Source organism: Enterococcus sp. AZ048 (assembly GCF_051715125.1).
Classification (GTDB): Bacteria; Bacillota; Bacilli; order Lactobacillales; family Enterococcaceae; genus Enterococcus_A; species Enterococcus_A gilvus.
The window spans coordinates 866,282-879,541 of record NZ_JBIOTD010000001.1 but is presented as its reverse complement, the minus strand read 5'-3'; the positions used below and the strand labels follow the sequence as shown (position 1 = coordinate 879,541).

Sequence of the window (13,260 nt, the reverse complement as noted above, 5' to 3'; positions counted from 1 at the left end):
CAGAGACTTTTTAGTTTTCAACTTATTAAAGAATTAGGAGGAGTCTATTTTGGATAATACTAAGATCACAGAAGATTTATACGAAGCCGTCAACGGCGAATGGATCGAGCATGCAACGATCCCAGCAGATAAGCCTGCAACAGGCGGCTTTCAAGACCTCGTCGATGAGATCGACGACTTGTTGATGGCTGATACAAAAAAGATGAGCGCGAATCCTTCTGCCATTCCAAACGATTTAATGAAGGAATACATTGCTTATTTCCAATTGGCAAACGACTATCAAAAACGCGATGAAGACGGCGCTGCACCCCTTCTTCCCTTATTGAGAAAAGTGGAAGACATTGAAGCGCTCGCAGATTTAGAAGAGCAATTAACCAGTTGGGTCATCGAAGGACTGCCGTTACCTTTTGGAGTCGATGTGGATGCAGACATGAAAAACACAACGATCAATGCCTTATTCGCAGGTGCGCCTGGACTGATTTTGCCAGATAAGACCTACTATGAAGAAGGCCATCCGCAAGCGCCGCAGCTTTTGGCGATCTTTAAGGAAATGACGATGACGCTCTTTACTCTTGCCGGCTTCGACGCGGAAAAGGCAGAAAAAATCACAGAGGAAGCCTTGCGTTACGACAAATTACTGGCCCCTCATGTAAAAAGTGCGGAGGAAAATGCCGACTACAGCAAGATGTACAATCCTGAAAGCGGCGAAGAATTTATCAAGCACAGCCAACACTTGGATTTAAAGAAATTATTGATCGGGCTGATCGGTGAGATTCCTGAAAAAATCATCGTAACGGAACCGGCCTATTTTGAAAAATTGGATACCTTAGTAAATCCTGATACCTTCCAAGAAATGAAAAGCTGGATGCTGGTCATGACCATCAACGCATTGACCGGTTACCTGAGTGAAGAATTTCGTCAAGTCGGCGGAACATACAGCCGTGCCCTTTCTGGCGCTCCCGAGGCACGTCCGAAGGAAAAAGCAGCGTTCTACCTCGCCTCTGGTCGTTTTGATCAGATCGTTGGGGATTATTATGGAAAAACTTATTTCGGCGAACAAGCCAAAAAAGATGTCGAACAAATGGTACGACGGATGGTGGGGATCTACCAAGAACGCTTGAGCAGTAATACGTGGCTTAGTGAAGCGACCCGTGAAAAAGCGATAGTCAAACTAAACACGCTGGGCATCCACGTCGGCTACCCAGAGACGATTCCGCCCATCTACACACAATACAAGGTAACACCTGTAGAACAAGGCGGTACTCTTTTGAGCAATGCCCTGCACTTCAGTCAATTAAAACGAAAAGACGATTACGCAAAATGGAACAAACCCGTGGAACGTGACGAATGGGAAATGAGCGCAGATACTGTGAATGCCTATTACCATCCCTTCCGCAATATCATCGTCTTCCCAGCAGCGATCCTCCAAGCACCCTTCTACAGTTTGGAACAATCAAGCAGCGAGAATTTCGGTGGGATCGGCGCGGTGATCGCCCATGAAATCTCCCACGCTTTTGACAACAATGGGTCACTCTTTGATGAGTATGGAAACCTAAACAACTGGTGGACAGAAGACGATCGGACTCGTTTCCAAGAGTTAGCTGATCAAATGATCGCTGAATTTGATGGCCTAGAGATCGCTGGCGGGAAAGTCAACGGCAAACTGACTGTTTCAGAAAACATTGCGGATGCAGGGGGATTAAGCTGTGCGTTAGAGGCAGCGAAGAAAGATCACGATGTTGATTTGAAGGGCTTCTTTATCAACTGGGCAACGATCTGGCGCATGAAGGCACGGCAAGAATACACGCAATTGCTGCTTTCTATCGATGTTCATGCACCGAACAAATTACGGGCAAATGTCCAAGTGAAAAATTTAGCCGATTTCTATGACACATTTAACATTCAGCCAACAGATGCCATGTACTTGGCACCTGAAAAACGCGTACGTATTTGGTAATAGAAAAAAAGGGTTTGACAATTTTACTGTCAGACCCCTTTGTTTATGCCTATGCTTTTGGTTTCTTTGAGTCGATCGCGTATTGGCGACGTCCACCTGGTTTTGGTACAAGATCGCCGATCATGTTGCCGAAGCCGCCTTCTACACGTAATTCATGACCATTTGTGTAGTCTGAACGTTTGCTGGCAAGGTATAATACCGCATTTGCAATATCTTGTACTTCGCCGATACGACGGTTGGCAGTCATTCTTCTTCTGCCTTCTTCCACTTCTGCATCTTCATAGAATTTAGTTGATAATGGTGTTTTAACGAAACATGGCAAGACACAGTTGCTGCGTACGCCATATTGTCCCCATTCACCAGCGATCATCTTAGATAGCATATTCACGCCGGCTTTACTTGGGCTGTATGCTCCTGAGTATGTTTCGGGAGCGATCGAAGCGATCGTCGAGATATGGACCATGCGACCTGATTGTTGTTCGATCATCACGCGTCCGATACGTTGTGAGACTAAGAAGTACCCTGTCAAGTTTACATCGATCGTCCGTTTCCATTCCTCTAATGCTAAGTCTTCCAATGGGCTGAATGTTAAAATCGCTGCAGTTTGAACCAATACGTCGATTCTGCCAAAGTCTTCTTTGACTGTTTTCGCCAAGGCATCTACTTGCTCTTCGACTGTTGAATTGCACGAATAGCCTTTCGCTTTGACGCCGTATTTGTTCGCTAATTCTTTCGCGTAGCTTTCTGTTGCTTCTTCATTCAAATCGACTAAGGCCAAGTTGGCTTTTTGTTCCGCAAAATCATTAGCGATTTTCCGTCCCATGCCCCCTAAAGCTCCTGTGATAACTACGACGTCTCCTGCTAAATCTAACCATGTGTTTTCCATTCTTTCCGCTCCGTTCTTTTATGTAATCTTTCTTTAAATATACTGAATCCGTTCCCAGGATACTAATTCTTTTTTTCAATCAATCTATAGTCTTGTTCAATCAATCACCAATAACCGCTTGATCAGCGTCTCGCTGTACTCGGGTGCGACCGGATCGAGCAGCACGATATTTAATAGAACCGGTGAAAAATCCAGCTCTAACACGGACTGAGCAAAGCTCATCGCCGCAATTTCACTTAACGCGTGTAACCGTGCATGCCGCTTAAAGGGCCCTGTTTGGTAGCTTAAATTTTTTTGAATCGTGAACAACTGCTGCTGATTTTCAATAAAGTGATACAGCTCATGAGCCAATAAAATATCTTCTACTTGCTGATCCTTTAAGAAGTCATATTTCTTCAAGGAAGGCGCCGCTGCCTTCAAAAGACTTTGATTGATCCGAATGCGATCAGGCAGTTGAAATTCCGCAAAAACATAGCGAAAGCTCTCCGCTTTTATTTCTTCCTCAAAATAATCGATCGTGATCTTTTCTTGCTCACAATACGCACGCAGATCCTTAGCGGGCACTTGAGCCGCGGCGGCTTTTCCACAGTCGATCGCTTGATACAAAAGAGTTGAGCGCTGTTCTTCAGGGATTTTTCTGTAAAGATGATCCTGCGACAATAACCCCTGCGCATAAGTCGCATCGCTTAACTCAAGCAACGCAACAATATCCATCCGCAGCGCCCCCTCCTTCTTTGTTAGCTTTTCTCGTTGTCGCTAAATATAGCGATTCGCGGCAATAATAATGATCTCATCCGTCCCCAGAATCTCACTCATTTCAATCTCCATCAGCATGGTTAATTGAGAAAAATCTGTACTAGAAAAATCCAATAGCCGCGGACCAACGCAGAAATAATAATCCGGTCGAATAATCAAATCACTTTGATAGTTCGCCATGCTTTCCCATAATTGATTGACTACTTCAAAATAGCTTTGGATCGTCGTTTTGACTACTTTGGCGTGCTCGCGCTGTACGCGAATAAAGCCTTTTTTGTCAATAACTCGGATCGCATCCCCTTTTTTCGTTTTTGCCCCGTAAATAGCAAAATGATCTGTCGTATCCAATAATCTGACTTGATCAGAGGGCAATCGGAAGTCCTGGATCGCGATCTCTCGTGCCTCCGCTTCAGTTGCTGCACTTTGAAGTTCCGTTGCCTGTGCCGCGGTCGATCCTGAGGCGCGGGCAGTGATTTTTTGTGTTTGAGGATCGATCTCGATATGGACCTCGACACTGTCCTCTGTTGCACCACTCTCGATCGCCATATCGGTCACTTCTTGTTTGATTGCTTGGATATCCTGCTTCGTGGGACTAGGCACGATTCGCTCAACGACATCCTGAACAGCCGCTAATGCCACTCCAATCGAGGAAATGACCTCCGCGTTTTCTGGTATCTTATAGTTGAGGGCCATCCGTTCAGCCGCATACTTGATCAAGGCAGCGACACCGCCGCCGACACCGACTAACGTCATTTGGTTCTTCTCAAGCTGGTATTTCTTTGCTAATGACTGGATCACAGGCTCGATCTTTTCGACTGCTTTGGTCAATATCTGGTGCGCGACATCTTCAATAGACACATTGAGATAGTCAGCCAAAGGTGCCATCGCTTTTCTTGCAGAGGCGACGTTCCCGTAACAAAAATCGTCATCCGTCACATAGCCCAATACGTTGGCAGCACAAGAATTGGTTATCGTGATGCGTTTTCCATTTGCTAAGCGAATGGCAACATAGTCTTCCGGGTCCCCCTCCTTCGGCGAATAAAGCTCCAATTGAGGGTCGACGATTTCTTCTTCCGGTGTATAAACAGCGTATTCCAAGCCGGCGATATGCGCACTGCGGGGGCCGACATCCTTTACACCGCTCTTATTCACACGGATCATACTGCCGCCAGCGACACCCAATACTCGAACATCCAACGAATTCACATACGTCTTATGCCCAGATATCTCCGAGTAGTCGATCACAGGTCGACCGTTTTTGATCACCCCTAAATTTGTTGAGGTCCCGCCCACTTCAAAATAGATACCGTTAGACGTGCGCAGATACATCAACGCGCCCATCACACTTGCCGCCGGACCTGACAGCATCGTCAGTACCGGACGTTTTTTCATCTCGACAACATCCATCAGACCGCCATCTCCCCGCATGATCATCAAGGGAACATCCACCCCTGATGAACGAACACTGCGCTCAGTCGAATTCGCTGTTTCCAGCATTTTCGGTAAAATCGAGGCATTGATCGTCGCTGTTCGCGTCCGCCGAGAGAGTCCGTAAAGCTTGGTCATCTCTGAAGCAAGTGTCACTGGAATATTTTTTTTGCGAGCAACTGCTGCAATCTTTTCTTCTAAGTTGAGATTATCTACGCCGAATGCCGCAGAAGCGACTAAAACATCCATTCCTTCTGCCAGCAACTCGTCAACAATCGGAGCGATTTCTTCTTCGGTTAGATTTTTTTGCGAAATGAATCGCGACATTACGTGGATACTTCTTCCTGTGCCTAGATCAATATCCTTCAAATTTGTTTGCGGTCGTGCCAGCCAGCCTTCGAGCCCAGGTTTCGCTGTGCTGATGATCCCGATATTGGCAACGTCCCCTTCTAATAAGGCATTTGTCGCCTGCGTCGTACTGTGGGCCACGAAGACGACTTCCTCTGGCGCAATATCAAACTCCTCTAAACATTTCAAAAAGGAACGAACGACACCTTCAGCAACACCTTGCTCGCTGTCATGCGTCGTTTTCACGGAAGATTTCCCGATAATTTCTTGAGTATCATTGTCGATAGCTACTGCTTTCGTATGCGTACCGCCGACATCGATCCCGATCCGAACACGTCGTTTCATGTTGAGACCTGCCTTTCCTAAATTCTCTCTTCTAACTCTAAAGTGGATTGTTGAGGAAGAAGTTTGCGACTTCTAAAATCAATGCCACCATTGTTCCTGGAATCAATGCCACTTTCATGTAATCCACTGCATTGATACGATTGAAGCCCAATCCCCAAGCATTCCAAGAAATCGTAATATCAAAATGAGCCATGCCGATCAGGACAGAAGCAAACAAAGGATACAAGAAAGTGGTTGGAAAGTTGGTCGTTTGACTGACTACTGCCAGCAAGGCAGCGCCTGAACCAATCAATGAAAGCGGGCCCTTGAACCAAGTCAACGGTGCTAAAATCCCAAACGCGATACACAGGATCAACGGCGATGAAGGAATCCAACTGCCGATGATCTCTTGGAAATAAGGTGCCGCATAGACGGCCGCATCATTGAACATCGCTAAGGTGATCCAAAAAGCGATCAGCGCCGACATATCTTTTACACCCTCGGTAAAGATGCGAGAAATGGTTCGACAGATCTCTCGGAAGTTCCCCGACAGCCCACCGCAGACACCTAGTCCGTATAAGCTGGCTAAGATAAAGCATAAGATGACTGGCAGTTTAAAGACGATCACGCCCACTACAGGCAAGAACGGAGTGATCAAAGAGATCCCCGGTGCATCCACCACTTCAGATTGTTTGGTCGCTGCCCAAGAATACGTAAGATTTTCCATTTTCAGATAGATCATTGACGCCAACGAAACGACGGTGATCATTACCGCAAAGGCCAAAATGCCAAAGGGAAAATAGTCATTGTACGTGTACTCTTGTCCTCCATTGGAATTCAAAAAGAAGGCTGAGTATTGCCCAAAATTGATGGGATTCAAAAAGATCCCCGCCGCGACCGACCCCGTAAAGGAGAAGAATCCGACCACTTTTGGAATACCGATGGAAAACAAGATCGGCAAGACGATCACCGCGATCGCGATCACGGACCCGCCGCCTGTCATCGAAGTAAAGATAAACCCGCTGATCACATTCACGATCGCGAGAATCACCGCAGGATTGTCTCCGCCAAGCTCGACACTTTTTCGAATGATCGTGGCCGCGATACCGGTATCCAAGAGGATTCTCCCAAAGAAGGCCCCTAAGAAAATGTTCATGACCGATGCGCCATATTTTTCAGGCGCCGTTTGATACACCTGACGCAGCATATCGTGAACCGTCAATCCATCAAAGGCCGCATTAGGCGACAGCAGATTCCCGATGATCGGCAAAAAAGTCCAAATCGTAGCCATGATGAAAAACCCGATCATCAAGTTATGTCCTTTAATACAATAAATGACCATTCCCGCGAAGGAACAGATGAGTAATAGTCCAATTAAAATATCCATGAGGACCTCCTAAAATAGCTAGCGTCCAACGACGGACACCTGTTGATACTGATGATACACGAAAAAGACGTGCATTTACCAGGTTCTTTTTGGAGCTGCAACAGGAACTGCGCTGATACCCATGCAGTTCGATTTGATTCTTAGATCAGAAACACGTATTACGTCTCTCTGTTTGTTGTAAAAACAGGTGCAAGACGCGGAACGAGGAGGTGACTCTATTCAGTCATACCTCCTCTGCTCTGCAATTAATCACGCATTTTTTCAAAGGCACTATAGCCGAATACTTTTTTGTGTTGCCCTAACAGATAGACCATCATAACAGTGGCTGTTAGTGCCGCCACTAAAAGCAAGCCCATCATGATGTAGATCGCTTGTTTTTCACCCACTGATTTCGTCATCGCAGAAACGATGAACGGCAAGAAGGTACTAGCAAATCCCATGAACGTATAGTAAATCCCCGTATTTCTTCCTTTTGGTCCCGGGCAGAATAGCTGACGCAGCCCTAACCCTGTTTGCAACGCACCACCTGAGGCAAAGAAGCCTAATGCTGCGATACCGATGTAGATCACTGCCGGCTGACGGATCAGTAAGACGATCGCCAAGGCCAACGCTGTGAAGACAGAATCGATCACGAGAACCTTTAATGGGTTCCAACGCAATTTACCCATCATGAATGCCCAGAATACAACGGCGATGATCCCGCCAAAGGTGTAGATCGATGTTAAGCCCGCCGCTTGAAGTTCCGTCAAGCCGGCATTGCTTAAGCCAAAAGCTTTCGTGTATTGCTGTGCACCATACATGATGAACATACATAAGAAGGCATAGAACATTGTAATGAAATTGACTAAAATATTTGGTTTTACTAACATTTTTGCTTTAGCAGCTTCGATTTCTTGTTTGATCGCATCGGAGTGACTGCCGCTTGAATCCTCTTGATCGCCGCCGCCCTTCATCATGTCGTCATAAGCGAATGGTGAGAATGCCGCTAAGACCAGACAGCCGATAGATAGCGCCAATGGAATGATCACGCTTAATTGAGGAGAACCCATGTTAGTGAAGTTCACTACCATCAATGGATAAACGATTCCGGCTAATGAAACGAACAACTTGATCCCTAACAAAGCAGAACCTGCATATTTTGGTGCAGCTTCTTGAACGGCTGGGTACAATGAAGCATCCCAGAAGCCAGAAGTCGCAACACCTGCCATAAAGGCACAGATCGAAGCGATCAGCATGCTTGGACTTAATAGTAAGCCGGCAAAACAGATGATATACAGAACCGCGCCCCCGATCGCCATTTTCTTCCGGCCGATCTTGTCGGACACTTCTCCGCCGATCCATACAGAAATAAATTTACCAAAACCAGTTGCAGTAATTGCTAGCGAAACGGCAGCAGCTCCAGCCGTCGCATCCGTGTATCCCCATTTTTCATAAAAGTAAGGCATATTTTGACTAAGAATAAGTGCTTGCATCCCATGTGTAAAGTAGCACAAGTAAGTTGTCACTAATGACATGATATATTTTTTCGATCTCATCCCTACACTCCTAATTTGTGTTAGTATAATTTCTTTCCGTACACCCTTTTTTCAGCATGTACGGAAAGATTCGCTTACGGCCGAACGGGTAATTCTTGGTCTGTAAAAATCTTGAACGCTGCTTTCCCTTGTCCCAGCAACATTCCTTCGCCAGTAACTGTCTTACAGCCCTTCGCTGACGCGTCATTGATCAATTGCGTCTTCGGCGGGTTGTAGATAGCATCTGCGACGATCAATTTTTCATGAAGCATGCTTGTATCGCTGATCGGTGTTCTCGTTGAGCCTGCGCCCATACCAACTGTTGTTCCATTTACTAAGACATCCGCTTCTGCGATTTTTTGCTTCAATAGATCCGCATCGCCTAGATCATGGATCGCTACCGCCAATTCTGGGTAGAATTTCTTGATGCGTGCAACAGTTTCTTCTCCCTTAACAAAGAAATCATCTTTGATATTGAAAATATCGATCGCCGCTGCTTCTTCGATCGCTAATTGTACTTGGATCGCTGTCGCCGCACCGCCTGTACCGATAACGACAAATTTCTTGCCCTTCGGATCAACGTCGTTTGCTTTCAAGTTATCGACAAAGCCGATCCCATCAGTGATATGCCCCGTTAATTTGCCATCCTCATTTTTGAAGGTATTGATGGCGCCTACCATTTGAGCCGCTGGTGATAATTCATCCATATATTTCGCCGCTTCACCTTTACAAGGCATCGTGACATTCCCGCCAGGCATATTGAATGTGCGAACGGATTGGAACGCATGTGCCACTTCTTCTATTTGTACATCGAACGCAAGGTATACAGCATCGATCCCTAATTGTTCAAAGCCATAATTGTACATCGCTGGTGATCCTGAATGCCCAACCGGACTTCCGATCAATCCATATAAGTGTGTTTTACCTGATACGCCTTCTAACATTTTTTTATCCACCTTTTTTTAATCTTCTAGTAATTCTGGCCACGCTTGTTTGATCACATCAATACTTGTGTCGTAGTTCATTTGTGCTGCTTTTTCATAGCCTAAGCTCAAGATCGGATCAGAAATAACTTCTGTCCCAATAACGCGAGGCTCGATGCCGTGTTCTTTGATTGCTTTCAAGAAGCCAACCGTATCGCCCCAGCCAGTTCCTGGGCATAGACGGTCATGCATTGATTCGTCACGTAAGATCGTATCCGGGTAGCGACGTTCTAACACATCACAGATTTGAACAGAAACAACTTTTTCTGCTGGAACATCTTTTAAATCTTCTGCTAATGTTTCAGCACGTGCCCAATGCCACGTATCTAGAATCAACATGCCGTTGTCACAGCCTGCTTCCTTCACGATATTCCATGCACTTGCTAAATCTGGTACACCGCTGTAAGGCATAAATTCTAAGCCGATCACTAATTCCTTCGCCCGTGCACACAATTCTTTAAAGGCTTGGATATGAACTTCTGCTGGATATTTTTCCATCAAGCCGCAGTTGATATGCCCTACGCCGAACAGACGCGCCATATGATACACCGTTTGTTCTTTGAATTGCTGTAACAATGTCTCAGGCGTTTCTTGAGTCTTATTAGGGTCTGCCCATAAAGTGATGTATTCCACTTCTGTGACTTTCATATCGTTTTCTTCTAAGATTTCCAACATGCGGTCATCTGAATAACCTTGTTTCACTGCCAACATATACGTTTCAGCACGTAAGCCGATGCCATCAAAGCCTGCTGCTTTTGCGATTTTTACCCGTTCTTCAAAATCAATTTCCATACCTAATGTATAAGAGCTGATCGTCAATGGTACCTTTTTCATTTCATTTCCTCCTAAAATTATAGCGAATTTTCTAAAAGTTATTTCTTTCACATGCAGAGCTGCAGTCTCCTAATGTATGAAAGCTTTTTTTGTTGCGAAATCCGTACCTTTCATAATGTATCGGCTTTCACAATCAAATCTTGCCTTCATTTTAACGTGCAGCATTTCAAAATTCTAATTGGTTTTTCTCGTAGAATCTATAGGTAAAAGATATAGGTTTTGCTATACTTATAAAAAAGAGCATATACATAGGAGAAGAGCTATGAATCTACAGCATTTAAAATATTTTGATGTGCTGGCCCGTGAGCAGCATTATACACGCTCCAGCAAACTCTTGAACGTCACACAGCCCAGCTTGAGCAACGCGATCGCCTCTCTCGAAGACGAACTTGGGATCACGCTGTTTGAAAAAAAAGGCCGGAATGTCGTATTGACCAAGCCCGGCATGATTTTTCAAGATTATGTCTCCCGTACATTAGGAACACTCGACGATGGGATCGAGACTGTCACCAAGATCAGTAAGGGCAGCGGGTTTATCAGCTTCGCCTTCTTACCCGTTCTGGGCACCACCTTTGTGCCAAAATTAGTCCGTGACTTCCATGACGCGAACCCCGACAAAGAAATTCTCTTTGACTTTCACACTTCTTCGGGTGTCACTAGAGAGATCGTGGATGGCATCAAAAACATGCACTACGATATTGGGATCTCTTCCTATCTGCCGGACGAACCCAGCGTGGAGTTCTTGCCCATTGCCGGTCAGGAGCTGGTCGTCATCGCACCCTTGGATCACCCGTTGGCCCAGTTCGATGCGATCTACTTGGAGCAAACGCAGCCCTATGAACAGATCGGATTCAGTAAAAGCAGCGGCTTGCGAAATGTGATCGACGAAACCTTCAAGAAAAATAATTGCAGCTATAATATCGTCTATGAAGTGACGGTGGATCAAGTCATCGCAGGCCTGGTCAGTCAAGGCTTCGGTATTGCTGTCGTGCCGAATATGTACATTTTGAAGCACCTGCCGCTAAAAACGATTCATTTGAAAAACGTGATGCTCGATCGCTCCTTCTATTTGGTCACCAATAAAGAAGCCTATCTGACACCCGCCGTCATTAATTTCAAGGAATTCGTGCTCGCACATTCTGATCCAAAAGAAATCGTCTATTAATATAGTAGAAACTTTTTTAATAACAAAGAAGCAGGAAGGGATCTCCCTCCTGCTTCTTTGATTATTGCGCTTCTTCCTGTTCTTTTTTGGCCTTCGCCTTTCTCCGCTTCAAAAATGCTTCATCATCGTCTTCATCTGCGTAAAACTCCATGATCGACATGCGCCCGCATTTGCGAAACTCCAATTCGTGGAACCGACGAATGCCATTCTTTTGAAAAATACTTAGCCGCATCAGTGTCGTCAGCAAGATAAAATAACGGTCGTTCGACATGCCGACATCCGCGTTCCGAAATTTTTGCACGATCTTGCGTCCATTTTCATCTCTGAAAGCAGCATGGTACGCATAGCTATATCGTTCCATCTCATTCTCGGAACGATCCGATTCGCTCAAGTAATTTTCATAGAGCCAGATTTTTCTTTTGTTCGTTGGCGCCGCCGCTGCTCGAACGGCTGCTGTCTCAGGACGAATCTTATGGGTCCACTCAGAAAATTCCCTGCGGTTCTTAAATAATCGATCCCGCACCACTTCCCATTCATCGTAGGTAAAAAAATCATAGAAATACAGACAATAGTCCCGCAAATGATCTGTCGGTTCCGCTGTCATAAAGAGTTCTTTGAATAAGTCCTTGCAGACAAACGAATAATTGTCCATGGTGATGGCATTAAATAAAAGAACGGCCACCCCATATTCCACCACTGATTCCGTATCATGGGTCTCCGAATAATACTGACTGATCCTCTTTTCAAGGTTCCCACGCTTCATGGAAAATAATTGTCTTTCTCCCAAAGGTTTGATCGCCATGTTCTGCCCTCTTTCCTAATAATCGTTGTAAATCTATCATACCTCTAAATGAGGCGAAAAATTACCCTTCTTTATTCACAAAAAAAAAATTCCTGAGTACTTTTTTCTTCAGAATGAAAAGATTGTATACTGCCTCTTTCTATGCTAGTATTTTTTTCGGGGGATCTCCCCCAAAAATAAATCAGAGTAGGAAATAAAGCGTCAAGTGCCGGAGGGATGGGATGTTGCCCTTTGGACGAAAGACTTTGTCTGCGGTTTTATTTTCGCATTCGCTGCATGAAGAATGTAGCAGCTCTATAAGGAGATGCTAGAAATGAAGAAACACCTCGATGCTAGAAGCATCACAACGATGGCGCTATTGATCGCCATGATGGTCACTTTGTCCCGAATCTTAGGAATCGAGACGCAATTTGTCAAAGTCAGCTTTACCTTTATCCCAGAGATCATTATGGGCATGCTCTTCGGTCCATTCTGGACAGGGATCGGTTCGGTCATCGCTGATTTTATCGGAATGTCGCTTTTCGCAAAGGCCCCATTTTTCATCGGCTTCACCATCAATGCCTTTCTTGAAGGAGCCATCTACGGATACTTCTTTTATAAGAAAGAAATTACATGGAAAAATTCGATTCAGTCTGTATTAGTAACGACGGTCGTGATCAATTTGATCTTGACGCCGCTATGGCTGGCATTGATGTACCATGTGCCATTGACTAGCTGGGTGATCTGGGCACCACGTTTGATCAAGACCGTGATCTGGATACCTATCCAAGCCATCATCACCTATTTCTTAGGCGGTGTCTTGCCTTACAAACAGTGGATCTCACGCTTTAATCGCGCCCATTAATTTTTAGAATTTTATTATATTTAAGTGAATGT

The 13,260-nt window shown here is 45.2% G+C and carries 11 protein-coding genes and 1 riboswitch; of the genes, 3 read left to right on the top strand and 8 right to left on the bottom strand.

Annotated features, from left to right (window positions below; translation table 11 throughout):
* Positions 1-49: 49 nt before the first annotated feature.
* A complete protein-coding gene (locus IGI66_RS04355; protein WP_438847741.1) occupies positions 50-1,957 on the top strand; it encodes a M13 family metallopeptidase in 1,908 nt (635 codons plus the stop codon).
* A 49-nt stretch (positions 1,958-2,006) separates the two neighbouring features.
* Here the strand turns inward: IGI66_RS04355 and IGI66_RS04350 are convergent, their stop codons facing one another.
* From IGI66_RS04350 to IGI66_RS04320, 7 genes are all read right to left on the bottom strand, one after another.
* The gene (locus tag IGI66_RS04350) at positions 2,007-2,843 is read right to left on the bottom strand and encodes an SDR family NAD(P)-dependent oxidoreductase (RefSeq protein WP_010781459.1); all 837 of its coding nucleotides are present in this window, start codon (positions 2,841-2,843) and stop codon (positions 2,007-2,009) included.
* A 96-nt stretch (positions 2,844-2,939) separates the two neighbouring features.
* Positions 2,940-3,557: a hypothetical protein gene (locus tag IGI66_RS04345; RefSeq protein ID WP_438847739.1), complete on the bottom strand. Its 618-nt coding sequence runs from the start codon at positions 3,555-3,557 to the stop codon at positions 2,940-2,942.
* Between the two features lie 42 nt (positions 3,558-3,599).
* Positions 3,600-5,720 carry a hydantoinase/oxoprolinase family protein gene (locus IGI66_RS04340; RefSeq protein ID WP_086305571.1) on the bottom strand — a complete coding sequence of 707 codons (2,121 nt, stop codon included), beginning with the start codon at positions 5,718-5,720 and terminating at the stop codon, positions 3,600-3,602.
* A gap of 37 nt (positions 5,721-5,757) precedes the next feature.
* A complete protein-coding gene (locus IGI66_RS04335) occupies positions 5,758-7,086 on the bottom strand; it encodes a citrate transporter (protein ID WP_086305570.1) in 1,329 nt (442 codons plus the stop codon).
* A gap of 245 nt (positions 7,087-7,331) precedes the next feature.
* Positions 7,332-8,621 carry an MFS transporter gene (locus IGI66_RS04330; protein WP_367377695.1) on the bottom strand — a complete coding sequence of 430 codons (1,290 nt, stop codon included), beginning with the start codon at positions 8,619-8,621 and terminating at the stop codon, positions 7,332-7,334.
* A gap of 74 nt (positions 8,622-8,695) precedes the next feature.
* On the bottom strand, positions 8,696-9,544 hold the full coding sequence (locus IGI66_RS04325; protein WP_010781464.1) for a shikimate 5-dehydrogenase: 849 nt from the start codon (positions 9,542-9,544) through the stop codon (positions 8,696-8,698).
* 18 nt (positions 9,545-9,562) lie between these two features.
* Positions 9,563-10,417 (bottom strand): sugar phosphate isomerase/epimerase family protein, encoded by an 855-nt coding sequence (locus IGI66_RS04320; protein WP_010781465.1) that lies wholly within the window; start codon positions 10,415-10,417, stop codon positions 9,563-9,565.
* A gap of 262 nt (positions 10,418-10,679) precedes the next feature.
* Between IGI66_RS04320 and IGI66_RS04315 the strand changes: the two genes are divergently transcribed.
* Positions 10,680-11,582 (top strand): LysR family transcriptional regulator, encoded by a 903-nt coding sequence (locus IGI66_RS04315; RefSeq protein ID WP_010781466.1) that lies wholly within the window; start codon positions 10,680-10,682, stop codon positions 11,580-11,582.
* Positions 11,583-11,643: 61 nt separating this feature from the next.
* Here the strand turns inward: IGI66_RS04315 and IGI66_RS04310 are convergent, their stop codons facing one another.
* On the bottom strand, positions 11,644-12,384 hold the full coding sequence (locus IGI66_RS04310; RefSeq protein ID WP_438847735.1) for a hypothetical protein: 741 nt from the start codon (positions 12,382-12,384) through the stop codon (positions 11,644-11,646).
* A gap of 180 nt (positions 12,385-12,564) precedes the next feature.
* A riboswitch (THF riboswitch) is annotated at positions 12,565-12,661 on the top strand.
* 36 nt (positions 12,662-12,697) lie between these two features.
* Between IGI66_RS04310 and IGI66_RS04305 the strand changes: the two genes are divergently transcribed.
* A complete protein-coding gene (locus IGI66_RS04305; RefSeq protein WP_010781468.1) occupies positions 12,698-13,228 on the top strand; it encodes a folate family ECF transporter S component in 531 nt (176 codons plus the stop codon).
* Positions 13,229-13,260: the final 32 nt, after the last annotated feature.

What these genes read in the sequence shown, in the direction of transcription:
- IGI66_RS04315 (WP_010781466.1), top strand. Translation starts at nt 10,680, where the DNA reads ATGAATCTACAGCATTTAAAATATTTTGATGTGCTGGCCCGTGAGCAG.
- IGI66_RS04325 (WP_010781464.1), bottom strand. Translation starts at nt 9,544, where the DNA reads ATGTTAGAAGGCGTATCAGGTAAAACACACTTATATGGATTGATCGGA.
- IGI66_RS04340 (WP_086305571.1), bottom strand. Translation starts at nt 5,720, where the DNA reads ATGAAACGACGTGTTCGGATCGGGATCGATGTCGGCGGTACGCATACG.
- IGI66_RS04310 (WP_438847735.1), bottom strand. Translation starts at nt 12,384, where the DNA reads ATGGCGATCAAACCTTTGGGAGAAAGACAATTATTTTCCATGAAGCGT.
- IGI66_RS04350 (WP_010781459.1), bottom strand. Translation starts at nt 2,843, where the DNA reads ATGGAAAACACATGGTTAGATTTAGCAGGAGACGTCGTAGTTATCACA.
- IGI66_RS04335 (WP_086305570.1), bottom strand. Translation starts at nt 7,086, where the DNA reads ATGGATATTTTAATTGGACTATTACTCATCTGTTCCTTCGCGGGAATG.
- IGI66_RS04330 (WP_367377695.1), bottom strand. Translation starts at nt 8,621, where the DNA reads ATGAGATCGAAAAAATATATCATGTCATTAGTGACAACTTACTTGTGC.
- IGI66_RS04305 (WP_010781468.1), top strand. Translation starts at nt 12,698, where the DNA reads ATGAAGAAACACCTCGATGCTAGAAGCATCACAACGATGGCGCTATTG.
- IGI66_RS04320 (WP_010781465.1), bottom strand. Translation starts at nt 10,417, where the DNA reads ATGAAAAAGGTACCATTGACGATCAGCTCTTATACATTAGGTATGGAA.
- IGI66_RS04345 (WP_438847739.1), bottom strand. Translation starts at nt 3,557, where the DNA reads ATGGATATTGTTGCGTTGCTTGAGTTAAGCGATGCGACTTATGCGCAG.